The 24,155-nt window shown below is 65.2% G+C and carries 14 protein-coding genes and 6 pseudogenes; 14 read left to right on the plus strand and 6 right to left on the minus strand.

Annotated features, from left to right (window positions below):
- Nucleotides 1-50: 50 nt before the first annotated feature.
- Together BAY1663_RS08220 and BAY1663_RS08225 are read left to right on the plus strand one after the other, a co-directional pair.
- Nucleotides 51-1,043 carry a TRAP transporter substrate-binding protein gene (locus tag BAY1663_RS08220; RefSeq protein WP_037039409.1) on the plus strand — a complete coding sequence of 331 codons (993 nt, stop codon included), beginning with the start codon at nt 51-53 and terminating at the stop codon, nt 1,041-1,043.
- 149 nt (nt 1,044-1,192) lie between these two features.
- The gene (locus BAY1663_RS08225) at nt 1,193-2,083 is read left to right on the plus strand and encodes an alpha/beta fold hydrolase (protein ID WP_037039410.1); all 891 of its coding nucleotides are present in this window, start codon (nt 1,193-1,195) and stop codon (nt 2,081-2,083) included.
- A gap of 266 nt (nt 2,084-2,349) precedes the next feature.
- On the opposite strand, the gene BAY1663_RS08230 is transcribed toward BAY1663_RS08225, so the two are convergent.
- The gene (locus BAY1663_RS08230) at nt 2,350-3,285 is read right to left on the minus strand and encodes a hydroxymethylglutaryl-CoA lyase (RefSeq protein ID WP_037039411.1); all 936 of its coding nucleotides are present in this window, start codon (nt 3,283-3,285) and stop codon (nt 2,350-2,352) included.
- 114 nt (nt 3,286-3,399) lie between these two features.
- A pseudogene (locus tag BAY1663_RS08235) lies at nt 3,400-4,601 on the minus strand (CaiB/BaiF CoA transferase family protein).
- A 178-nt stretch (nt 4,602-4,779) separates the two neighbouring features.
- Between BAY1663_RS08235 and BAY1663_RS08240 the strand changes: the two are divergent.
- From BAY1663_RS08240 to acs, 3 genes and pseudogenes are all read left to right on the plus strand, one after another.
- Nucleotides 4,780-5,694: a LysR family transcriptional regulator gene (locus BAY1663_RS08240; protein ID WP_037039413.1), complete on the plus strand. Its 915-nt coding sequence runs from the start codon at nt 4,780-4,782 to the stop codon at nt 5,692-5,694.
- Nucleotides 5,695-5,824: 130 nt separating this feature from the next.
- Nucleotides 5,825-6,821 (plus strand): annotated as a pseudogene (locus tag BAY1663_RS08245) (TRAP transporter substrate-binding protein).
- A gap of 396 nt (nt 6,822-7,217) precedes the next feature.
- Complete coding sequence (gene acs, locus BAY1663_RS08250; protein WP_037039415.1) at nt 7,218-9,173, plus strand: acetate--CoA ligase; 1,956 nt, start codon at nt 7,218-7,220, stop codon at nt 9,171-9,173.
- A 292-nt stretch (nt 9,174-9,465) separates the two neighbouring features.
- Here acs and BAY1663_RS08255 read toward each other — a convergent pair whose 3' ends face one another.
- Complete coding sequence (locus tag BAY1663_RS08255; RefSeq protein WP_037039418.1) at nt 9,466-11,499, minus strand: S9 family peptidase; 2,034 nt, start codon at nt 11,497-11,499, stop codon at nt 9,466-9,468.
- A gap of 428 nt (nt 11,500-11,927) precedes the next feature.
- On the opposite strand from BAY1663_RS08255, the gene fadB reads away from it, so the two are divergent.
- From fadB to BAY1663_RS08280, 5 genes and pseudogenes are all read left to right on the plus strand, one after another.
- Nucleotides 11,928-14,075, plus strand: coding sequence for a fatty acid oxidation complex subunit alpha FadB (fadB, locus tag BAY1663_RS08260; protein WP_037039421.1), 2,148 nt, complete (start codon nt 11,928-11,930; stop codon nt 14,073-14,075).
- Nucleotides 14,076-14,093: 18 nt separating this feature from the next.
- Nucleotides 14,094-15,268, plus strand: a pseudogene (gene fadA / locus BAY1663_RS08265) (acetyl-CoA C-acyltransferase FadA).
- A 134-nt stretch (nt 15,269-15,402) separates the two neighbouring features.
- Nucleotides 15,403-15,635, plus strand: a pseudogene (locus BAY1663_RS08270) (DUF1653 domain-containing protein).
- A 284-nt stretch (nt 15,636-15,919) separates the two neighbouring features.
- The gene (topA, locus tag BAY1663_RS08275; RefSeq protein ID WP_037039426.1) at nt 15,920-18,520 is read left to right on the plus strand and encodes a type I DNA topoisomerase; all 2,601 of its coding nucleotides are present in this window, start codon (nt 15,920-15,922) and stop codon (nt 18,518-18,520) included.
- 167 nt (nt 18,521-18,687) lie between these two features.
- Nucleotides 18,688-19,205: pseudogene (locus tag BAY1663_RS08280) on the plus strand (DUF6586 family protein).
- Nucleotides 19,206-19,223: 18 nt separating this feature from the next.
- On the opposite strand, the pseudogene BAY1663_RS08285 reads toward BAY1663_RS08280, so the two are convergent.
- Nucleotides 19,224-20,062: pseudogene (locus BAY1663_RS08285) on the minus strand (DMT family transporter).
- Nucleotides 20,063-20,250: 188 nt separating this feature from the next.
- Here BAY1663_RS08285 and BAY1663_RS08290 point away from each other — a divergent pair.
- Entirely contained in the window at nt 20,251-20,487 is a 237-nt protein-coding gene (locus BAY1663_RS08290) for a hypothetical protein (RefSeq protein ID WP_037039428.1), read from the plus strand.
- Nucleotides 20,488-20,561: 74 nt separating this feature from the next.
- On the opposite strand, the gene sulA is transcribed toward BAY1663_RS08290, so the two are convergent.
- Both sulA and lexA read right to left on the minus strand, forming a co-directional pair.
- Nucleotides 20,562-21,032, minus strand: coding sequence for an SOS-induced cell division inhibitor SulA (gene sulA, locus BAY1663_RS08295; RefSeq protein ID WP_037039430.1), 471 nt, complete (start codon nt 21,030-21,032; stop codon nt 20,562-20,564).
- A gap of 10 nt (nt 21,033-21,042) precedes the next feature.
- Complete coding sequence (gene lexA, locus BAY1663_RS08300) at nt 21,043-21,651, minus strand: transcriptional repressor LexA (RefSeq protein ID WP_037039434.1); 609 nt, start codon at nt 21,649-21,651, stop codon at nt 21,043-21,045.
- Nucleotides 21,652-21,856: 205 nt separating this feature from the next.
- Here lexA and BAY1663_RS08305 point away from each other — a divergent pair, with 205 nt between their 5' ends.
- From BAY1663_RS08305 to nagZ, 3 genes are read left to right on the plus strand one after another with little or no spacing between them, the layout of a single operon-like run.
- Nucleotides 21,857-22,564 carry a TetR/AcrR family transcriptional regulator gene (locus BAY1663_RS08305; protein ID WP_037039436.1) on the plus strand — a complete coding sequence of 236 codons (708 nt, stop codon included), beginning with the start codon at nt 21,857-21,859 and terminating at the stop codon, nt 22,562-22,564.
- A 39-nt stretch (nt 22,565-22,603) separates the two neighbouring features.
- Nucleotides 22,604-23,128 carry a L,D-transpeptidase gene (locus BAY1663_RS08310; protein WP_037039439.1) on the plus strand — a complete coding sequence of 175 codons (525 nt, stop codon included), beginning with the start codon at nt 22,604-22,606 and terminating at the stop codon, nt 23,126-23,128.
- Nucleotides 23,129-23,143: 15 nt separating this feature from the next.
- Entirely contained in the window at nt 23,144-24,142 is a 999-nt protein-coding gene (gene nagZ, locus BAY1663_RS08315) for a beta-N-acetylhexosaminidase (RefSeq protein ID WP_037039441.1), read from the plus strand.
- Nucleotides 24,143-24,155: the final 13 nt, after the last annotated feature.

Genomic DNA, 24,155 nt, shown 5'->3' on the forward strand with positions numbered 1-24,155 from the left:
TGCCTTGCCTGCCGTACGTACCAACCGACAAAAACAAGAGGGTACTCATCATGTTCAATCGCACCGCCAAGGCACTCGCCTGCGCGCTTTCGCTGTCCATCGCCGGGCTGGTCCATGCCGCTGATCCCGTGACCATCAAGTTCGCCCACGTGGTCGCGGACAACACACCGAAGGGGCAGGGCGCGCTGCTGTTCAAGAAGCTCGCCGAGGAACGCCTGCCGGGCAAGGTCAAGGTCGAGGTCTACCCGAACTCGTCGCTGTTCGGCGATGGCAAGGAGATGGAGGCACTGCTGCTCGGCGACGTGCACATGCTGGCGCCGTCGCTGGCCAAGTTCGAGCACTACGCCAAGGCCATCCAGATCTTCGACCTGCCGTTCCTGTTCGACGACCTGGCCGCCGCCGACCGCTTCCAGAGCAGCCCGCAGGGGCGTTCGCTGCTCACCGCCATGGAGGACAAGAACATCACCGGCCTGGCCTACTGGCACAACGGCACCAAGCAGCTGTCGGCCAACAAGCCGCTGCGCGAACCCAAGGATGCGCGCGGGCTGAAGTTCCGCGTACAGGCCTCGGCGGTGCTCGAGGAGCAGTTCAAGGTGGTGCGCGCCAACCCGCGCAAGATGAGCTTCGCCGAGGTCTACCAGGGGCTGCAGACCGGCGTGGTCAACGGTACCGAGAACACCTGGTCGAACTACGAAAGCCAGAAGGTCCACGAGGTGCAGCCGTACATGACCGCTTCCGACCATGGCCTGATCGACTACATGGTGATCACCAACACCACGTTCTGGAAAGGCCTGCCGGACGATGTGCGCAGCGAACTGGAGAAGATCATGGCCGAGGTCACCGTCGAGGTTAATCGCCAGGCCGACGAACTCAACCAGAAGGCCAGGCAGGCCATCGCCGCCTCGGGCAAGACCGAGATCATCGAGCTGACCCCGGAGCAGCGTGCCGAGTGGCGCGAAGCGATGCGGCCGGTATGGAAGAAGTTCGAAGACGAGATCGGTGCCGATCTGATCGAGGCGGCACAGGCAGCCAACCAGCACTGAGTCCGGGGTGGGGCACGGTGTGCAATGTGACGCCGTGCCGATTCTTGTCGATAGGCCGCTGCGGCGGTCGCGCACATGCGATGAACCCCCGTTTTTGCCCAGCCGAACGCCTATGCTGATGACTCGAACATTCGTCAGGAGACGCCGGCATGAGCGACTACGCCTTCGTCCGCACCCCGGTGCTGGACATCGCTTATCTCGAATGGAATCCCCGTGGCCGCCAGACGGCAGTGCTGGTGCATGGCTGGCCGGACAGCCCGGAAAGCTGGAACGCCGTCGCCGAGCATCTGGCAGCCGCAGGCTACCGTGTACTCTGCCCGACGCTGCGTGGCTTCGGGCAGACGCGCTTCGTCGATCCGCTGATCCCGCGCAGCGGCCAACTGGCCGCGCTGGGCCGCGACCTGCTGGATTTCATCGATGCGTTGTGCCTGGACCAGCCGGTGCTGGTCGGTCACGACTGGGGCGCGCGTGCGGCGGCCAATGCCTGTGGCCTGCGTCATCACGCGGCCGCACGGCTGGTGATGCTTGCGGTGGGCTATGGCACCAACGACCCGAACCAGCGGATCTCCCTGAGCCAGGCGCGCAACTACTGGTACCACTGGTACATGGCCACGCCGCGTGGCGAGCGTACGGTGACCGAGGATCGCCTCGCCTTCACCCGCCTGCTCTGGGACACCTGGTCGCCGGCCGGCTGGTACGCCGAGGCGGATTTCGCCGAGGCTGCCGCGGCGTTCGACAACCCGGACTGGGCCGCGGTGGTGCTGCATTCCTACCGGCACCGCTGGGGTTTCGCCGAGGGCGATCCGGCCTATGCGCAGGATGAAGCACTGCTGCAGCCCACGCCGGTGCTGGCGGTGCCGACCCTGGTGCTGCACGGCGAGGCGGATAGCTGCAACGCGCCGGATAGCTCGGCGGGACGGGAAGGTTTGTTCAGCGGTCCGTACCACCGCCACCTGCTGCCGGGCGTTGGCCATTTTCCCCAGCGTGAAGCGCCCGGTGCGGTGGTCGATGCGATCCTGACATTCTGCCAGGGCGTCTGAGAGCCACGTGCGCTAGCGCGCGAGCCCGGTCGGAAAGGCGCCTGGCTCGCGCGTTTCAGCCAAACAGGGTGCGGACGGAGAGACTCGAACTCTCAGACCGGATTGTTGAGCCCCGTACGGCATTCACTCGTGAGAACGGAAAAAGCCTGTTCGGATAAGCACAGAGAGTACGTTGTAGGAGCGCGCCATGCGCGCGAATCGCGGGCGTGGCCCGCTCCTACATGATCCTGCAACCAGCTTTTGGCCTTAAGTGAACTGCATGAGGCTCAGGCGCCGGCTTCCTGCAGCCATTTTGGCTTCGGGTAGCGGCGGTCGGCCTTGCCGGCCTTGAGCACGGCGCCCGGCACCTCGTGGCCGACCAGTTGCGGCAGGTCGGCCGCGCAGTGCAGCAGGCCATCCAGGTCCACGCCGGTATCCAGGCCCATGCGCTGGAACATATGCACCAGGTCTTCGGTGCAGATATTGCCGCTGGCGCCTGGCGCATAGGGGCAGCCGCCGAGGCCGCCGAGCGAGGCGTCGAAGCGGTCGATCCCGGCGTTCAGCGCCGCCAGGGCATTGGCCAGGCCCATGCCGCGGGTGTTGTGGAAGTGCGCGGTGAATACGGCTTCTGGCCAGCTGTTCAGCGCCTCGCGGCAGAGGCGCTCGACCTGCGCCGGGTCGGCCATGCCGGTGGTGTCGCAGAGGGTGATGCCCTGCACGCCGATCTCCAACAGGCGCTGCACCAGCTCGAAGACGCGGCGCTCCGGCACCTCGCCTTCGAAGGGGCAGCCGAAGGTGGTCGACAGCGAAGCGTTGACGAACACCGCGCTGCCGCGGGTGGCCTCGATGATCTCGCGGAACTGCGCCAGCGACTGCTCGGGCGTCATGCGCAGGTTGGCCAGGCCGTGGGTGTCGCTGGCCGACATCACCAGGTTGATCTCGTCCACCGCACAGGCCAGCGCGCGTTCGCAGCCCTTCACGTTGGGCACCAGCACGGTGTACTCGACGCCCGGCACGCGGCGGATGCCGCGCATCACCTCCTCGGCGTCGCGCAGGTTGGGAATGGCCTTGGGCGAGGTGAAGGAGGTGACCTCGATCTTCGCCAGCCCGGTTTGCGAGAGGCGGTCGATCAGCGCGATCTTGTCTGCGGTCGGCACGAAGTCCGGCTCGATCTGGAAGCCGTCGCGGGTGGCGACTTCCTGGATATACAGGCGTTTGCTCATGGTTGAGTCCTGTCGGTTCTGGGCGTCGTAGGTGGATGACGCTCCACCCATCCACCGTTACGGGAATGTCACGGTGGATGAAAAGTCATCCACCCTATGAAGCTTGTGGCTTTTTCAGATGATCCCGCGCTCGCGCAGGCCCTGGCGTTGTTCGTCGGTGAGGCCGAGGCCAGCCAGCACGTCGTCGGTGTGCTCGCCCAGTTGCGGGCCGCCGTGGCCGATGCGTCCCGGCGTGCGCGACAGTTTGGGCAGTACGCCCGGTACCTTCAGCGGGCCGGCGAAGGTCTCGACCTGCTCGATCATCTGCCGCGCCAGGTAGTGCGGGTCCTTGACGATGTCGGCGGCGGTGTAGGGATAGCCGGCCGGCACGCGGGCGCCCTTGAGCGCCTCGATCACCTCGTCGCGGTCATGGCGGAGGTCCATTCGCCGATGGCCGCGTCGATCAGCTCGGCGTGCTGCGCGCGGCCGTCGTTGTGGGCGAAGCGCGGGTCGTCGGCCAGGTCCTGGCGGCCCATCAGGGTCATCAGGCGCTTGTAGATGCTGTCGCCATTGCCGGCGATCAGTACGTAGGCGCCGTCCCTGCACAGGTAGGAGTTGGACGGCGTGATGCCGGGCAGCGCGCTGCCGGCCGGCTCGCGGACGTAGCCGAAGGCGTCGTATTCCGGCACCAGGCTTTCCATCATGGCGAATACCGACTCGTACAACGCCACGTCGATTTCCTGGCCCAGGCCGCTGCGGCGGCGCTCCTGCAGGGCCAGCAGCACGCCGATGACGCCGTAGAGCGAGGACAGCGAGTCGCCGATGCTGATGCCGACGCGCACCGGCGGCTGGCCCGGGTGGCCGGACAGGTGGCGCAGGCCGCCCATGGCCTCGCCGATCACGCCGAAGCCCGGCAGGTCGCGGTAGGGGCCGCTCTGCCCGTAGCCGGAGATGCGCAGCATGATCAGCCGCGGGTTGAGCTTCGATAGTTCGTCCCAGCCTAGGCCCCATTCCTCCAGCGTGCCGGGGCGGAAGTTCTCGATCAGGATGTCGGCCTCGGCCACCAGCTGGCGGACGATGGCCTGGCCTTCGGCAGCCTTGAGGTCCAGCGTCACCGAGCGCTTGTTGCGCGACTGCACGTGCCACCACAGCGAGGTGCCGTCCTTGAGCTTGCGCCACTTGCGCAGCGGGTCGCCGACCTTCGGCGGCTCGATCTTGATCACCTCGGCGCCGAATTCGCCGAGCAGCTTGCTGGCGAAGGGGCCGGCGATCAGCTGGCCCATCTCGATCACCTTGAGGCCCTGCAGCGGCAGGCTCTTTTCCGTCTGTTGGCTCATCGCAGCACACCTGTGCGGGTTGATTCGTGGCGCAGAGCATGACCGACGCCAGCGAAGCCGACAATTGATCGATGGCCAAGGTGTGCTTCGCCTTTCGCGAAGGGGTTTCCTGCCTGGGCTTTGAAGTAAAGGGGCGAAACGGTGCATCCTTCGCCACCTGCGAATACGGGAGAGCCCTATGCGTCGTATCGATTTCGTCACCCTGCGCCTGTTCGCCGCCATCGCCGACGAGCGCAGCCTGACCCGCGCCGCCGAGCGCGAGCACCTCGCCCTGGCGGCGGTGAGCAAGCGCGTCAGCGATCTGGAGGGCCAGCTCGGCGTCAGCCTGCTCTATCGCCAGCCCAAGGGCGTCGAGCTGACACCGGCCGGCCACGCCCTGCTGCACCATGCGCGCAACCTGCTGGACAGCCTGCGGCAGCTGGATGCCGACCTCAGCGAATTCAGCCAGGGGGTCAAGGGCCATGTGCGCATCCACGCCAACACCTCGGCGGTGATCGAGTTTCTCCCCGAGGACCTGAGCGCCTTCGCCCGCCAGCACCCGGAAGTGAAGATCGACCTCGAGGAGCGCGTCAGCAGCGATACCCTGCGCGCCCTGCGCGAGGGGCTGACGGATATCGGCATCTTCGCCGGGCACATGCCGGCCGAGGATTTGCAGGTCTTCGCCTACCGCGAGGACCGGCTGGCGCTGGTCACGCCGCGTGAGCATCCGCTGGCGACGCGCGAGCGCATCGCCTTGAGCGAAGCGGCCGGCTTCGACTTCATCGGCCTGCAGCAGGACGCCTCGCTGCACGCCCTGCTGCAGCAGTCGGCCCAGCAGATGGGCATGCCGCTGCGCCTGCGCATCCAGGTGCGCAGCTTCGAGGCGATCTGCCGGATGATCCATACCGGCATGGGCGTCGGTGTGCTGCCCGAGCAGGTGGTACGCAACTACCTGCCGGCGCTGGACGTGGCGATCGTCCCGCTGAGCGACGCCTGGGCGCGACGCGAGCTGAAGGTCGGCGTACGCAACCTGGACAGCCTCTCGGTTACCGCGCGGCAGATGCTCGAATACCTCACCGCTCGCGAAGGCAGGAGCCGGGAAATAGCGGAATAAGGCGGTATGAGGGGGCAGCCTTCGCGAACAGCGAAGCCAAGCTTGGCCAAATAGGAATTCAGCGGAGGCGGGTACGGGGGTAGAGTCGTGTCAGCTACATGGCTCACACAACTACAAAACGGAGCTCCTCATGACACGACTCACCCGTGGCATCACCCGTCTGCTCGCCGCTTCGGCATTGTTCACCGTCCTCGGTGCGCAGGCCGATCCGATCCTGATCAAGTTTTCCCACATCACCGCCGACAGCACGCCCAAGGGGCAGGGCGCCTGATGTTCAAGAAGCTCGTCGAAGAGCGCCTGCCGGGCCAGGTCGAGGTGCAGGTGTTCGCCAACTCCTCGCTGTATGGCGACGGCAAGGAGATGGAAGCGCTGCTGATGAACGAAGTGCAGATGCTTGCGCCGGCCCCCTCCAAGCTCGAGCAGTACACCAAGCAGTTGCAGCTGTTCGACCTGATGTTCTTGTTCGACGACATGGCCGCCGCGCAACGCTTCCAGCAGTCGGATAAGGGCCGCGCGATGCTCAAGTCCATGGAGGACAAGGGCATCACCGGGCTGGCCTACTGGCTCAACGGCATGCGCCATTTCACCGCCAACAAGCCGCTGCGCGAGCCGGCCGATGCCCGTGGCCTGAAATTCCGCGTGCAGCCCTCGGATCTGCAGGCGGCCCAGTACACCGCGTTGCGCGCGGTGCCGCGCAAGATGGCCTTCGCGAGATCTACCAGGGCCTGCAGACCGGCGTGGTCAATGCCCAGGACAACCCCTGGTCGAACATCTACAGCCAGAAGTATTACGAAGTGCAGAAGTACATGACCGAGTCCAGCCACGGCATCGGCAACTACCTGCTGATCACCAACACCAAGTTCTGGAACGGCCTGCCGGCCCCGGTGCGCAGCGAGCTGGAGGCGATCATCGAGGAGGTCACGGTCGAGGTGAACCGCCAGGCCGAAGCGCTTAACCAGAAGGCCAGGCAGGGCGTGGTCGATTCGGGCAAGAGCGAGATCCTGGTGCTCACCGACGAGCAGCGCGCCAAGTGGCGTGAAGCGGTGCAGCCGGCCTGGAAGAAGTTCGAGGACGAGATCGGCAAGGACCTGATCGAAGCGGCGCAGGCGGCGAATTCCGGGAGCTGAGGTTGCCGGCGAGGCAGGCCGCAGGCCTGCCAGAAGCTCAAAAGCATCGCCCCGGGGTCGGGCCTCCCACAAAACAGCCAGCAAACACCGAACTCTGTGGGAGGCGCGCCCCGCGGCGATTGCAGGCCGAAGGACTGCCAGCAGGCCCGACGTCGGGAGTGGCCTGCCAAAGAGCTGGCGGCACTGAGCCCGGCGGCCGCATACCGCGGCGATTGCGGCTCTGAGCTCAAGGGAGTGGTCTTCGGTCTATGCTTCACGGTAGTTCGATCACCGGCCGAAGGAACGCCTGTCGGGTGGTCGGCTCAAATGCAACGTCTGCCAGGCGCTTGGGTTGGTTATTTGGTTCGCCTGTTGGACAGGGTTCTGCAAACCAACAAGACAGACGAGGTATCTGCCATGAGTGCTGCGTCCACATATCCGGTACGGCCCGAGGTGGCCGCCCAGACCTTGACCAACGAGGCCAGCTACAAGGCCCTCTACCAGCAGTCGGTGGTCAACCCTGATGGATTCTGGCGGGAACAGGCGGCACGCCTGGACTGGATCAGGCCCTTCACGGAGGTCAAGCGCACCTCGTTCGACGACCACCATGTGGACATCAAGTGGTTCGCCGATGGCACGCTGAATGTCTCCTCCAACTGCCTGGACCGCCACCTGCAGGCGCGCGGCGACCAGGTGGCGATCATCTGGGAGGGGGACGATCCCGAGGAGCATCGCGAAATCACCTATCGCGAGCTGCACTTGCAGGTCAGCAAGTTCGCCAATGCCCTGCGTGGCCAGGACGTGCATCGCGGCGACGTGGTGACCATCTACATGCCGATGATCCCCGAGGCGGCCGTCGCCATGCTCGCCTGCGCGCGCATCGGTGCGATCCATTCGGTGGTGTTCGGCGGCTTCTCGCCGGAGGCGCTGGCCGGACGCATCATCGACGGCAACTCGAAGGTGGTGATCACCGCCGACGAAGGCATCCGCGGTGGCAAGCGCATCCCCCTGAAGGAGAACGTCGACGAAGCGCTGACCAACCCGCAGACCAATTGCGTGCAGAAGATCATCGTGGTTCGCCGTACCGGCGCCGACATCCGCTGGCACCCGCATCGCGACATCCGCTACGACGACCTGATGCGCGTTGCCAGCGAAGTCTGCGCACCGAAGGAAATGGGCGCCGAGGAGCCGCTGTTCATCCTCTATACGTCCGGTTCCACCGGCAAGCCGAAGGGCGTGATGCACACCTGCGGCGGCTACCTGCTGTACGTCGCGCTGACCCATGAACGCGTCTTCGACTACCGTCCCGGCGACATCTACTGGTGCACCGCGGATATCGGCTGGATCACCGGCCACAGCTACCTGATCTACGGCCCGTTGGCCAACGGTGCGACCACGCTGATGTACGAGGGGGTGCCGAACTATCCGGACGTCACCCGTGTCGCCCGGATCATCGACAAGCACAAGGTCAACATTCTCTACACCGCGCCAACGGCGATCCGCGCGATGATGGCCGAGGGCGCGGCTGCCGTGCAGGGCGCCGACGGTTCCAGCCTGCGGCTGCTCGGCACGGTAGGCGAGCCGATCAACCCCGAGGCCTGGCACTGGTACTACGAAACCGTGGGACAATCGCGCTGCCCGATCGTCGATACCTGGTGGCAGACCGAGACCGGCGGCATCCTCATCAGCCCGTTGCCGGGCGCGACCACACTCAAGCCGGGATCCGCCACCCGGCCGATGTTCGGCGTGGTGCCCGGGCTGGTGGACAATCTCGGCAACCTGCTGGAAGGGCCGGCCGAGGGCAACCTGGTGATCCTCGATTCCTGGCCGGGGCAGATGCGCACCATCTACAAGGACCACGACCGCTTCGTCGACACCTACTTCAAGACCTTCCGCGGCATGTACTTCACCGGTGATGGCGCCCGGCGCGACGAGGACGGCTACTACTGGATCACCGGCCGGGTCGACGATGTGCTCAACGTCTCCGGCCACCGCATGGGTACCGCCGAGATCGAGAGCGCCATGGTCGCCCACGCCAAGGTCGCCGAGGCCGCGGCGGTGGGGGTGCCGCATAAGCTCAAGGGCCAGGCGATCTACGTCTATGTGACGCTGGTGTCAGGCGTGCAGCCGTCGGATGCGCTGCGCCAGGAACTGCAGCAGTGGGTGCGCCGCGAGATCGGCCCGATCGCCGTGCCGGACGTGATCCAATGGGCGCCGGGCCTGCCGAAGACGCGTTCGGGCAAGATCATGCGCCGGTTGCTGCGCAAGATCGCCACCAACGAATACGACTCGCTCGGCGATACCTCCACGCTGGCCGACCCGAGCGTGGTGGACCAGTTGATCGATAACCACAAGGCGATGGAACGCGTATGAGGGATGAGGCCGGGCAGTACCGTTCGCTTGGCCTGCCAAAAGCATCGCCGCGAGGTCGCACCCACAAAAAGCAGCGAGCCCACATCGGACCCCGTGGGAGGCGCGACCCCGCGGCGATACGGGCCGTAGGCCCGCCTGCGCTAGCCCCCGGCCGGGGGCGTCTTCAGCGTGTCGCTGCCGGTGGCGACCTGGGCATTGTGCCTCGGTCGCTGCAGCTCGGCGTCGGAAGGCTCCAGTGGGCAGCCTGCAACTCCGCCCGCTCCAATTACCCGAACAGCCCCGGGTGCCGACGCTACCCGGCCATACCGAACACCTTGAGGATGAACGCATATTCCAGCGCCACGTCCCTGAGCGCCTGGTAGCGCCCGCTCATGCCGCCATGGCCGGCACCGAACTCGGTCTTGAGCAGCAGCAGGTTGTCGTCGCTGCGGGTGGCGCGCAGCTTGGCCACCCATTTGGCCGCTTCCCAGTACTGCACGCGGCTGTCGTTGTAGCCGGCCACCGCCAGCAGCGCCGGGTAGGCCTGGGCGCGGACGTTCTCGTAGGGCGCATAGGCCTTGATCCGCTCGTGCACCTCGGGTTGGTTGGGATCGCCCCATTCGTCGTACTCGGTCACGGTCAGCGGCAGGTCGGCGTTGAGCATGGTGTTGAGCACGTCGACGAAGGGCACTTCGGCGATGGCCGCGCCGAACAGCTCCGGGCGCAGGTTGAGCACCGCGCCGATCAGCAGCCCGCCGGCGCTGCCGCCGCTGATGGCCAGGCGCTGCGGCGTGGTGTAGCCGTTGGCCAGCAGCTTCTCGGCGCAGGCGATGAAGTCGTTGAAGGTGTTCGGCTTGTGCTCCAGCTTGCCGGCGCGGTACCAGGCCTCGCCGAGATCGCCACCGCCGCGCACATGGGCGATGGCGAAGACGAAGCCGCGGTCGAGCAACGACAGCCGCGCGTGCGAGAACCAGGGGTCGAGGCTGTGGCCATAGGCGCCGTAGCCGTAGAGATAGAGCGGCGCCGACTTGCCGAAGCTGTCGCGGCGCGCCACCAGGCTGATCGGGATTCGCGTGCCGTCCTCGGCGGTGGCCCAGATGCGCCGGCTTTCGTAGGCGTCGGCGTCGAACGGCCCTTCCACCGGGGTTTCCTTGAGTACGGCCTGGGTGCCATCGGCCAGGGTCAGCTGGCGGATCTGCGCCGGGCGGTTGAGCGCCTCGTAGCGCAGGCGGATCACCGTGCTGGTGAATTCCAGCGAGTTCTGCACGTGCAGGCTGTAGGCCGCATCGGGCAACTGCAGGCGATAGGGCTGGACGCCCTGCGGCCGCACCTCGATCACGGGTAGGCCGCTTTCGCGCAGGGTCAGGGTGATCGCCTCGGCATTCAGGCTGACGTCCTCGAGCATCACCGCGTCGCTGTGCGGCACCAGCTCCTGCCAGTGCTCGCGGCCCGCTCGCGCCTCGTCGGCGCGATACAGGGCGAAGTTGATCCCGGCCTGGTTGCTGCGGATCAACCAGCTCCACTGGCCTTCGTAGAGGCCGTGGTCGGGGAAGTATTCGTGCTCCTCCTGGCGCGGCGCCAGGCAGGTCCACTGGCCCTGCGGTTCGTCGGCCGGGAGCACCCAGGCTTCGCTGGTGGTCTTGCTGTGGGAGAGGATCACCAACTGGCGATCGGAACTGGCGCGGTAGCAGTGCACGAAGAAGCGCCCGTCGGGGTCGTGGAAGACCTCGCTGCTGTCGCTTTCGCCGAGACGGTGGCGATGAATCCTGTGTGGCCGGTGGGTCTCGTCGAGTTCGCCGAAGAACAGCGTCTGGCTGTCGTTGGCCCAGGTCATGCTGCCGTCGCAGTCGTCGAAGGGCAGGGCGCTGACTTCGCCACTGGCCAGGTCCTTGACGTACAGCCGGTAGATCTCGTCGCCTTCGCGGTCGAGGCTGTAGGCCAGCTTGCCGTGGTCCTGGCTGATGCTGAACGCGCCGAGCGAAAGAAAACCGCCACCGGCCAGTTCGTTGGGGTCGAGCAGCAGCTGCTCGGCGCTTTCGTCCACGTTCAGCGAGCCATCCAGCGGGCGCGGGCAGCGGTAGTGGCGTGGGTACTCGTCGCCGGCGGTGGTGCGCTGGTAGTACAGCCACGGACCCCAGGGCGAGGGCAGCGACAGATCGGTTTCGCGGATGCGCCCCTTGATTTCCTGGAACAGCGTTTCGCGCAGTTCGGCCTGGTCGGCGAGCTGTTCCTCGAGATAGGCGTTCTCCGCCTTGAGGTAGGCGAGCACGTCGTCGGCGTCGCGATTCTCCAGCCAGCGGTAGGGATCGATGCCGGTGTCGGCGCGGGCGATGGGGGCTTGGGACATACAGTACTCCGGAGTTGGTCCGCTCATGGCATGCAACGAAATGCGGCAGTGTACCTGCTCGACTACGTCTAGGATTGACTCGGTTGGTAGGGCGCGGTTTCAGCCATTCGGCTCGCAGGGCAACTTGATCATCGCCGCAGTGAATGCAGGCAGATCGGCGCTGTCGATGATGACCAGGCGGTCGCGAAATGCCCGCTTGCAGGTGTCTTTCGCTTAGGTAAACCAGCCGATTGACAACGCTGCGCTTTTCCCCGAAGGTGTGCCGACCCAAATCAAACGGGCGTATGAATCGAGCGTTTGCCTCTGCAAATGCCGGTCACCCGGATTATCGTGTCGCTGGGTGTCGTTTCGCCGGTCAGGCGACGGTCGTGTCCGGGCCGAAGACGTGAGACACGTAACGTTCAGTTTCCATACCTGGAGATCAGTTGATGATTTACGAAGGTAAAGCCATCACGGTTAAGGCTCTTGAGAGCGGCATCGTCGAATTGAATTTCGACCTCAAGGGTGAGTCCGTCAACAAGTTCAATCGCCTCACGCTCAACGATCTGCGCCAGGCCGTCGATGCCATCAAGGCCGACGCGTCGGTCAAGGGCGTGATCGTCACCAGCGGCAAGGACGTGTTCATCGTCGGCGCCGACATCACCGGGTTCGTCGACAACTTCAAGCTGCCCGACGAGGAACTGGTCGCCGGCAACCTCGAAGCCAACAAGATCTTCAGCGATTTCGAAGACCTGGGCGTGCCCACCGTCGTCGCCATCAACGGCATCGCCCTGGGTGGCGGCTTCGAGATGTGCATGGCGGCGGACTATCGCGTCATGTCCGCTACTGCCAAGGTCGGCCTGCCGGAAGTCAAGCTGGGCATCTACCCGGGCTTCGGCGGCACCGTGCGCCTGCCGCGCCTGATCGGTGTCGACAACGCCGTCGAGTGGATCGCCTCAGGCAAGGAAAACCGCGCCGAAGACGCCCTCAAGGTGCACGCGGTCGACGCCGTGGTCGCACCCGAGAAGCTGCAGGCAGCAGCCCTGGACCTGGTCAAGCGCGCCATCTCCGGAGAGCTGGACTACCAGGCCAAGCGCCAGCCGAAGCTGGACAAGCTCAAGCTCAACGCCATCGAGCAGATGATGGCCTTCGAAACCAGCAAGGCGTTCGTCGCAGGGCAAGCCGGCCCGAACTACCCGGCCCCGGTCGAAGCTATCAAGACCATCCAGAAGGCTGCCAACTTCGGCCGTGACAAGGCGCTGGAAGTCGAGGCCGCCGGCTTCGTCAAGCTGGCCAAGAGCTCGGTCGCCGAGAGCCTGGTCGGGCTGTTCCTCAGCGACCAGGAGCTGAAGAAGAAGGCCAAGGCCTACGACAAGCAGGCGCGCGACGTGAAGCTCGCTGCCGTACTCGGCGCCGGCATCATGGGCGGCGGCATCGCCTACCAGTCGGCCGTCAAGGGCACGCCGATCCTGATGAAGGATATCCGCGAAGAGGGTATCCAGATGGGCCTGGACGAGGCCTCCAAGCTGCTTGGCAAGCGTGTGGAAAAAGGTCGCCTGACCGCCGAGAAGATGGCCCAGGCGCTCAACGCGATCCGCCCGACCATGTCCTACGGCGACTTCGGCAATGTCGACATCGTCGTGGAAGCCGTGGTGGAGAATCCGAAGGTCAAGCACGCCGTGCTGGCCGAGGTGGAAGGCCAGGTGCGCGAAGACGCGATCATCGCCTCCAACACCTCGACCATCTCCATCAGCTACCTGGCCCAGGCGCTCAAGCGTCCGGAAAACTTCTGCGGCATGCACTTCTTCAATCCCGTGCACATGATGCCGCTGGTGGAAGTGATCCGCGGCGAGAAGACCAGCGAAACCGCCATCGCCACCACCGTCGCCTACGCCAAGAAGATGGGCAAGAGCCCGGTGGTGGTCAACGATTGCCCGGGCTTCCTGGTCAACCGCGTGCTGTTCCCGTACTTCGGCGGCTTCGCCCGCGCCATCGCCCACGGCGTCGACTTCGCCCGTGCCGACAAGGTGATGGAGAAGTTCGGCTGGCCCATGGGCCCGGCCTACCTGATGGACGTCGTCGGCATGGACACCGGCCACCACGGCCGCGACGTGATGGCCGAAGGCTTCCCGGACCGCATGAAGGACGACAGCAAGACCGCCGTCGACGTCATGTACGAGGCCAACCGCCTCGGCCAGAAGAACGGCAAGGGCTTCTACGCCTATGAAGTGGACAAGAAGGGCAAGCCGAAAAAGGTGGTCGACCCCCAAGCCTACGAGCTGCTCAAGCCGATCGTCAGCGAGACCCGCGAGCTGTCCGACGAGGACATCGTCAACTACATGATGATTCCGCTGTGCCTGGAAACCGTCCGCTGCCTGGAAGACGGCATCGTCGAGAGCGCTGCCGAAGCCGACATGGGCCTGATCTACGGCATCGGCTTCCCACCCTTCCGTGGTGGTGCGCTGCGCTACATCGATTCGATCGGTGTCGCCGAGTTCGTCGCGCTGGCCGACAAGTACGCCGACCTGGGCCCGCTGTACCACCCGACCGCGAAGCTGCGCGAGATGGCCGCCAACGGCCAGCGCTTCTACGGTTAATCGAGTGAGAGTGAAGATATGAGCCTGAATCCGAGAGATGCAGTCATTGTCGACTTCGGCCGTACCCCGATGGGGCGTTCCAAGGGCGGCATGCACCGTAACACCCGCGCCGAAACCCTGTCCGCGCAGCTGATCGAAGGCGTGCTGGCGCGCAATCCGAAGGTCGATCCGGCCGAGGTCGAGGACGTGATCTGGGGCTGCGTCAACCAGACCCTGGAGCAGGGCTGGAACATCGCCCGCATGGCCTCGCTGCTGACCCGCATCCCGCACACCAGCGCCGCGCAGACCGTCAGCCGCCTGTGCGGTTCGTCGATGAGCGCGCTGCACACCGCCGTGCAGGCGATCCAGACCGGCAACGGCGACGTGTTCGTCGTCGGCGGCGTCGAGCACATGGGCCATGTGGGCATGATGCACGGCGTCGACCCGAACCCGCAGCTGTCGCTGTATGCCGCCAAGGCCTCGGGCATGATGGGCCTGACCGCGGAAATGCTCGGCAAGATGCACGGCATCGGCCGCGAGCAGCAGGACGCCTTCGGCGAGCGTTCGCACCGCCTGGCGCACAAGGCCACCGTCGAGGGCCTGTTCAAGGATGAGATCATCCCGATGCAGGGCTACGACGAAAACGGCTTCCTCAAGGTGTTCGACTACGACGAGACCATTCGTCCCGAGACCACCCTCGAGAGCCTGGCCGAGCTCAAGCCGGCGTTCAACCCGAAGGGTGGCACCGTCACCGCGGGCACGTCCTCGCAGATCACCGACGGCGCGTCCTGCATGATCGTCATGTCCGCGCAGCGCGCCAAGGACCTGGGCATCCAGCCGATGGCCGTGGTTCGCGCCATGGCAGTGGCCGGTGTCGATCCGGCGATCATGGGCTACGGCCCGGTGCCGTCGACGCAGAAGGTGCTCAAGCGCGCCGGCCTGACCATGGACGACATCAGCCACGTCGAGCTCAACGAAGCCTTCGCGGCACAGGCGCTGCCGGTGCTCAAGGATCTCAAGCTGCTCGACAAGATGGACGAGAAGGTCAACCTGCACGGCGGCGCCATCGCCTGGGGCATCCGTTCGGCTGCTCCGGTGCGCGTATCTCCGGCACCCTGCTGAACGTGATGAAGCAGAACAACGGTACCCTCGGTATCGCCACCATGTGTATCGGTCTGGGCCAGGGGATCAGCACGGTCTTCGAACGCCTCTGACAGACAGATGCAAATGACTGCGCTAGGCTGATAGCCGCGTCCGCAGGTTCGCGGGCAGGGTTTGTCAGCCGGTGCATGGAAGCCGGGGCCTGGTGCCCCGGTTTTTCTTTTTTTGTCGTTGCGTGGAGGTAGGCATGCAGTTGCAGCCGGGGCGTTATCGCCACTACAAGGGCCCCGAATACCGCGTATTCGCCGTGGCGCGGCATTCCGAGACGGAGGAGCCGATGGTGTTCTACCAGGCGCTGTACGGGGAACGTGGCCTCTGGGTTCGGCCGCTGTCGATGTTCAGCGAAACCGTCGATGTCAATGGCGAAACCGTCCCGCGGTTCGCTTGATCGAGGTCGAGCCGAGCCTTTTTGAGGGTTGAACTGGCATGCGGCCAGCAGGCTCGCGCTTGACCTCACCTCCATCGCCACTATATATAGCGGTGCTTTTTAGACAGAGCGAAACCTTCAGCGTCCGGTTTACCGGCATTCAGTGGTGCTGATTCGCGCCAGACGTCATCGGGGGATAACGGGCAGGCTTGTGGGCCGCCGTTCGCAAATTCCGCGCTAGCGTTCGCTGATGCCTTGCCGACCGCCGCTGGCACGGGTATTCACACTGCCGAAGCGTCGCCTCTGTTCACCTCTCGATTCAGGAACTCTCCTCTCCATGGGTAAATCGCTGGTCATCGTGGAATCACCGGCCAAGGCCAAGACAATCAACAAGTATTTGGGTAACCAGTACGTGGTGAAGTCGAGTATCGGCCATATCCGCGACCTCCCTACCAGCGGTTCGGCCAGCAAGGAGCCGGTCAAGCGCGGCAAGGCCGCCGCCGAGGCGCCCGCGCTGTCGCCCAAGGAAAAGGCCAAGCGCCAGTTGGTCGCGCGCATGGGCGTCGATCCCGAGCACGGCTGGAAGGCCAAGTACGAGATCCTGCCCGGCAAGGAGAAGGTGATCGAGGAACTGCGCCGCCTGGCCAAGGAAGCCGACACCATCTATCTCGCGACCGACTTGGATAGGGAAGGGGAGGCCATCGCCTGGCACCTGCGCGAGTCCATCGGTGGCGACGACAGCCGCTACAAGCGCGTGGTGTTCAACGAGATCACCAAGAAGGCGATCCAGGAAGCCTTCGCCGAACCCGGCGAACTCGACCTGAACCGGGTCAACGCGCAGCAGGCGCGGCGCTTCCTCGACCGCGTGGTCGGCTACATGGTTTCGCCGTTGCTCTGGGCGAAGATCGCCCGTGGGCTGTCTGCCGGTCGCGTGCAGTCGGTGGCGGTGAAGCTGGTGGTCGAGCGCGAGCGTGAGATTCGCGCCTTCGTTCCGGAAGAATACTGGGAAGTGCATGCCGACCTGGCCACCGCGCAGCAGGCCAAGGTGCGTTTCGAAGTCGCCCGCGAGAACGGCGAGGCGTTCAAGCCGCTGAACGAGGCGCAGGCCACTGCTGCGCTGGAGAAGCTCAAGGGCGCGAAGTACAGCGTCAGCAAGCGCGAGGACAAGCCGACCAGCAGCAAGCCGTCGGCGCCTTTCATCACCTCGACGCTGCAGCAGGCGGCGAGCAATCGCCTGGGCTTCGGTGTGAAGAAGACCATGATGATGGCCCAGCGGCTCTACGAGGCGGGCTACATCACCTACATGCGTACCGACTCGACCAACCTCTCGGCCGACGCCATCGCCATGGTGCGCGGCTTCATCGAGGACGAGTTCGGCAACAAATACCTGCCCGAGAAGCCCAACGTCTATTCGAGCAAGGAGGGCGCTCAGGAGGCGCACGAGGCGATCCGCCCGTCCGACGTCAACCTGCGGCCCAACCAGCTGTCCGGCATGGAGCGCGACGCCGAGCGCCTGTATGAGCTGATCTGGCGCCAGTTCGTCGCCTGCCAGATGCCGCCAGCGCAGTACCTGTCCACCAGCGTGACGGTCAGCGCCGGTGACTTCGAGTTGCGCGCCAAGGGCCGCATCCTCAAGTTCGACGGCTACACCAAAGTCATGCCGCAGCAGAGCAAGGCCGGCGAGGACGACGTGCTACCGGAAATGAACAAGGGCGACGACATGAAGCTGCTCAAGCTCGATCCGAGCCAGCACTTCACCAAGCCGCCGGCGCGCTATTCCGAAGCCAGCCTGGTCAAGGAAATGGAGAAGCGTGGCATCGGCCGGCCGTCGACCTACGCGGCGATCATCTCGACCATCCAGGATCGCGGCTACGTCTCGCTGCACAACCGTCGTTTCTACTCGGAGAAGATGGGCGACATCGTCACCGAACGCCTCTCCGAGAGCTTCAACAACCTGATGGACTACGGCTTCACCGCCGGCATGGAAGAGCACCTGGACGACGTCGCCCAGGGCGAGCGCGACTGGAAGCACGTGCTCGACGAGTTCTACGGCGATTTCCGCAAGAAACTGGAAGTCGCCGAGGCCAGCGAGAACGGCATGCGCGCCAACCAGCCGACGCTGACCGACATCCCGTGCAAGGTCTGTGGCCGGCCGATGATGATCCGCACCGCCTCGACCGGCGTGTTCCTCGGCTGCTCCGGCTACAGCCTGCCGCCGAAGGAGCGCTGCAAGTCGACGGTCAACCTGATCCCAGGTGACGAGATCGCCGCCGATGACGAGGGTGAGTCCGAGTCCCGCGTGCTGCTTGGCAAGCGCCGCTGCCCGATCTGCAGCACCGCAATGGATGCCTATCTGCTCGACGAGACGCAGAAACTGCATATCTGCGGCAACAACCCGGATTGCTCCGGTTATGAAATCGAGAAGGGCCAGTACCGCATCAAGGGCTACGAGGGGCCGAGCCTGGAATGCGACAAGTGCGGCAGTGAAATGCAGCTCAAGACCGGCCGTTTCGGCAAGTTCTTCGGCTGCACCAATGCCGAGTGCAAGAACACCCGCAAGCTGCTGAAGAACGGCGAGCCGGCGCCGCCGAAGATGGATGCGGTGAAGATGCCGGAACTGCGCTGCGAGAAGGTCGACGACACCTACGTGCTGCGCGACGGCGCTTCGGGGCTGTTCCTCGCCGCCAGCCAGTTCCCGAAGAACCGCGAAACCCGCGCGCCGCTGGTGCAGGAGCTGATCCCGCACAAGGGCGAGATCGATCCGAAGTATCACTTCCTGCTCGAGGCGCCGCAGCAGGACCCGGAAGGCCGTCCGGCAGTGATCCGCTACAGCCGCAAGAGCAAGGAGCAGTACGTCCAGTCCGAGGTCAACGGCAAGCCCACCGGCTGGAAGGCCTTCTACGACGGCGGCAAGTGGAAGGTCGAAGACAAGCGCTGACAGGCCTTGCCGGCCCGGTGGTCCGATGAGCGGGCGCCTGGGCCGGCGCGCTTCGATACCGGCGCCGTGGCCAGCTTCCGTTATCCCCCAGTGGCACGGACGTGCTATTGGCGCGATGCCGCGCGAAGGTTCATTCTCTGCAACATCCCCTTTTCGGAGAGCATCCCATGGCTCACGAGCTCTACACCCGCACCAACCAGAAGATCTTTTTCGCCGGCCTGTCGCTGGATAGCTGGCGCAAGGCCGAAGAGGCCGCGTCGCTGAACTCCCAGGGGTTGATCCAGGCCGAGCGCGAAGCCTGCCTGTTCCATCTCTACGGCGCTCTGCTGGGGCTGTGCCACGAGATCGCCGGCTACTATCGCACGTCCGGCGCGGGTGCCCGCGCGGTGGCGGCGTTCCTCACCCGTGACGTGCTCGAAGCCGCGCCGAGTCCCGAGCTTGCCGAATTGCTGGAACTGTCCGAACAGCCGGACACCTGGCTGTCTCAACTGCTCGGTGCCTATGACGCGCTGTTCGAGGCGCCACGGGCGCCGGCGAAGGTCAAGACCGATCCGCGCCAGCCGCTGATCGAGGCGGTCAGCTCGAAGAGGAAGTCCCGCCCTTGCCACGGGCCGAACTGGAGGCCTGGCGGCAGAACCTCAAGGGCTTGGCGTTGCGCTTTCGCGAATCGCTGACGGAGTGGTGAGACGCGCCCGCCGCGGCATCATGCGCGGTACCTGATCCTCAGCACCAGGGCGATGCCGCCGAGTATGGCCGCGCCGGAGACGAGCAGCGTTGCCGTCAGCGCCTCCCCCAGCAGCAGGCGCCGGCAATCGCGGTGAGCAGGGGAACGCTGAGCTGTACGCTGGCGGCCTGTATCGCCACCAGACCGGGCATGGCCGCGTACCAGATGGCGTAGCCGATGCCTGAAGTCAGCGCGCCGGAGAGTAGCGCATAGACTACGCCCGCCCGATCCCATTGCTGCTGTCCCATCAGGATGAGACACAGCAGCGCTGCGAATGGAACGGCCCTGACGAAGTTGCCCGCGGTTGCCGCGAGCGGGTTGCTGGCCGCCCGTCCCCGCAGCGAATACACGCCCCAGGCCACACCTGACAGCAGCATCAGCATGGCGCCATCGAGCGCCGGTGCGCGGCTTCCCGGCAGCAACAGGATCAGCAACCCGCTCAGGGCGAGCAGTAGGCCGATTATCTGCCCTCGACTGAACCGCTCGCCCTTCAGCAAGCCCCAGGCCAGCATGCTCAGCTGCACCGCGCCGAACAGCAGCAGCGCACCGGCCCCCGCATCCAGGCTGAGATAGGCGAAGGAGAAGCTCGCGGCATAGGCGAACAGGGCGCACGCACTGAGCCAGTCTCCGCTCAGCGGTTGGTTGGGCCGGCGGATGCGCAGCAGCAGCCAGAGCGCGATTGCGCCGGCGAATATACGCAGCCCGGTAAAACTGGCAGGGTCCATGCCGGTGTCCCTCAGGGCAATGCGGCAAAGAATCGAGTTGCCGGCGAATGCGAGCATGGCCAGGGTGGTGAGCAGCAAGGTGCGGATCGTCATGTGCAGTCCTGTTCTCGGGGCGCGTCGAGACGCCCACTTTCTTTTTCAGCACATCCTACGTTGTTGGCATTGCCACGTGCAGGATCGCTCTTCCGATTGGAGGCAATGAAGGCCTGCTTCGGTCGGCCAACAGCTGTTCTGTCGGTAGTCGGCTGGTACAATGCCCGCCTTTCATGCGGAGCTGATCCATGCCTACATCTTTTCTGGAAATCGTCGAGCTACCCGACGGGCGCATCGTGCTTCGCCGCGCCGAGGACGAGGAGGTGCTGGTCACGCTGGATTTCTCCGATGATGCCAAGTTGTTCCTGCAGGGGCAGCATGTCGAAATCGCCAAGGCAATGTTCAATGTCGGGGTGCAGATGGCCGGCCGCATGACGGAAGGCGATTTCGAGCGGGAGGACGAGGAGCCGCGCGTTCTGCATTGAGGCGGGAGGCGGTCGGTGGCAGCAGGTCGAGGGCCTGCTTCGGAGGGGGCAGCACGTTCCCTGTGCTTTGCGACTCAACAACCCAGGCGGATATTGAGGCTTTGCGCTTCGCCAAGCGCGGCGGCGGCGCGCAGCTTGTTGCGGGTGAGGGCGTCGAGTTGCCCGAGCCAACTGACGACGGTGTGGCTGCAGCCCGAAGCGAGCGCCTTGCAGGCGAGCTCCAGTGCGCCTTCGGCGTCGCGCGGCTGCAGCAGGATGATGCGTTCACGGTTCAGCCCGCACTTGCGCAGCCAGTTCTGCGAGAGAAAGGCGGGCGGGGCGATCAGGGTCAGCCAGCGGCTGTCCGCGGCATCACCGAGTTCGCGCAGGATGGGCGCGAGCAGCAGGTGGCAATGTTCACTGCTGCCGCTGAGGCTCAGTTCGCTCAGGTGTTCCTGCTCGGGCTTGCTGCGTGGCTTCATCTCGCCGAAGGGCGTCAGGCTATGGGCGATGACGCCGTCGAACAGGGAAAGTTGTGGCCGGGAAGTGCTGGTCTGGTACTGCATGAACCTCTCCTTAGCGGCGTATGACGCCGACGCTCAAGCCTTCTATCACCAATTCCTGATGTTCGAGATCGACCTCGATGGGGGCGAATTCCGGGTTTTCCGCCAGCAGCCAGACTTTCTTGCCGTCGCGCTTGAAGCGCTTGACGGTAACCTCGTCGCCGACCCGCGCGACCACGATCTGGCCATTGCGTGCTTCACGGGTGGTGTGCACCGCCAGCAGGTCGCCATCGAAAATGCCGATGTCCTTCATGCTCATGCCACGAACACGCAGTAGATAATCGGCGCGTGGATGGAAAAAAGCGGGGTTGATCTGGCAGGATTCCTCGACATGCTGCTGGGCCAGGATCGGAGCGCCCGCCGCGACGCGGCCGATGATCGGCAGACCGGATTCCTGGGTGGCGGGTTCGAAGTCGGGAATACGTATCCCGCGGGAAGCGCCGGGCGTCATCTCGATGGCGCCTTTGCGGGCGAGCGCCTTGAGATGCTCCTCGGCCGCATTGGGGGACTTGAAGCCGAGCTCCTGGGCGATTTCCGCGCGGGTAGGCGGGTAGCCATTGTCTTCCAGGCAACGCTTGATGAAGGCGAGGATTTCCGACTGGCGGGGCGTCAGCTTGATCATGGCGGTCTCTGTTCTTTTATACAGTGCCTGGGATTATATACAGTGATCGGGCCTTGGCAATGACTGTTTCGCCGGTCCCGGGGCAGGCGGGGTGCGGGGGAGAAAGCCCTGCGACGATGACGCTAGTCTCGTGCGGGGTTTCATGGTTGACTTGTGGGTGGCTGAAACGTAAGTTTCAAACGGATGTTTGTCTTTCGGAGGGGGCATGGCGCAGTCGGAAACAGTTGAGCGCATTCTTGATGCAGCGGAACAGCTGTTCGCGGAAAAAGGCTTCGCCGAGACTTCGCTTCGCCTGATCACCAGCAAGGCTGGGGTCAACCTGGCGGCGGTGAATTACCACTTCGGCTCGAAGAAGGCGCTGATCCAGGCGGTTTTCTCGCGTTTTCTCGGTCCTTTCTGCGTCAGCCTCGAGCGTGAACTGGACCGCCGCGAGGCCTTGACGAGCAAGCCGGACACGCTGGAGGAGCTGCTGGAAATCCTCGTCGAGCAGGCGCTGGCGGTCAAGCCACGCAGCGGCGACGATCTCTCCATCTTCATGCGCCTGCTGGGGCTGTCCTTCAGCCAGAGCCAGGGCCACCTGCGACGTTACCTCGAAGATATGTATGGCAAGGTGTTCCGCCGCTACATGCTCAAGGTGCACGAGGCGGCGCCGGCGATTCCTCCTCTCGAGCTGTTCTGGCGCGTGCATTTCATGCTCGGTGCGGCGGCCTTCAGCATGTCGGGCATCAAGGCGTTGCGGGCGATCGCCGAGAACGACTTCGGCGTGAAAACCTCCATCGAGCAGGTCATGCGCATGATGGTGCCTTTTCTCGCGGCGGGCATGCGTGCCGATAGTGGCGTCGAGGATGCCACGCTCGCGCAGGCGCAGCCGGTGGCCAGGCGCAACGCGGTGGCGATGCCGGCCAAGGCTTGAGCTACAAGGCCGGCGGTCTATCGGCTAAGCTAGCCGCCTATGACGCCTCTCGACCTGTTGCATATCTCCATTGCCGATCAACGACTTTACGGCTTCGCCGAAGGCCGGCTACGCCTTCGTCTGCCCGTTTCCACCGCGCGTAACGGCGTTGGCGAGCGCAATGGCTCCGGTTGCACGCCGCGCGGGTTGCACCAGGTACGCGCGCGTATCGGCGAAGGGTTGCCGGCCGGGGCGGTGCTGCGCGGGCGGCGCTGGACCGGCGAGGTCTGGTCCGAGGCGCTGCACGAACGGTTTCCCGGTCGCGACTGGATTCTCACCCGGATACTCTGGCTCAGTGGCTGCGAACCCGGTGTGAACCGGCTTGGCGAGGTCGATACGTTCCGCCGCTATATCTATCTGCACGGCACACCGGACCACGAGCCCCTGGGCGTGCCGCTTTCCCACGGCTGCATCCGCCTGCACAGTGCGGATTTGCTGGAACTTTTCCCACAGGTGCCGGCCCATTGCGCAGTGCGCATCGAAGAGGCCGCCTGCCCGGCCTGGGCCGTCGCCGCACTCGACTGAGGACTCGCTCATTTCATGCAAGGTTCATTGATGCTGGACATCGGCGGCACCTGGCTGACCGCCGAGGACCGCCACCTGCTGCGCCAGCCGGAAGTCGGCGGGCTGATCCTGTTCGCCCGCAATATCGAGCACCCGCGCCAGGTGCAGGAGCTGTGCCGGGCGATTCGCGCGCTGCGCCCCGACCTTTTGCTGGCGGTGGATCAGGAGGGCGGTCGCGTGCAGCGGTTGCGCCAGGGCTTCGTGCGCCTGCCGGCGATGCGTGAGCTTTCCCGTTGCGCCGATGGACGACAGTTGGCCGAAGCCTGTGGCTGGGTGATGGCCACCGAGGTGCTGGCGGTGGGCCTGGACTTCAGTTTCGCGCCGGTGCTCGATCTGGACCACCAGCGCAGCGCGGTGGTCGGCACCCGGGCCTTCGAGGACGATCCGCAACGTGCGGTAGCACTGATCGAGGCCTTCATCGCCGGCATGCACGCCGCTGGAATGGCGGCCACCGGCAAGCATTTCCCCGGCCATGGCTGGGCCGAGGCCGATTCCCACGTGGCGATTCCGCTCGACGAGCGCAGCCTGGATGAGCTCCGCGGGCATGACCTGATTCCTTTCCGGGCCTTGAGCCCGACGCTCGATGCGGTGATGCCGGCCCATGTGATCTACCCGCAGGTCGACGAGCAGCCGGCCGGCTTCTCGCGCCGCTGGCTGCAGGACATCCTGCGTGGCGAGCTCGGCTTTCGCGGCGTGATCTTCAGCGACGACCTGTCGATGGCCGGCGCCCATGTTGCCGGCGATGCTGCCGGGCGCATCCAGGCCGCGCTGGGCGCCGGTTGCGACATGGGCCTGGTGTGCAACGATCGTGCTGCCGCCGAATCGGCCCTGGCCGCGCTGCAGCGACTCGGGGTCAAACCTTCGCCGGCCCTGGCGCGGATGCGCGGCCGGGCGGCCGAGGCGCTGGACTACAAGCAGCATCCGCGCTGGCTCGCATCGCTCGGGGCGCTGAAGGCCGCCGGCCTCATCGAATGACGCCCTCTCTGCC

Source organism: Pseudomonas sp. BAY1663, from assembly GCF_000582595.1.
GTDB lineage: Bacteria > Pseudomonadota > Gammaproteobacteria > Pseudomonadales > Pseudomonadaceae > Stutzerimonas > Stutzerimonas stutzeri_AF.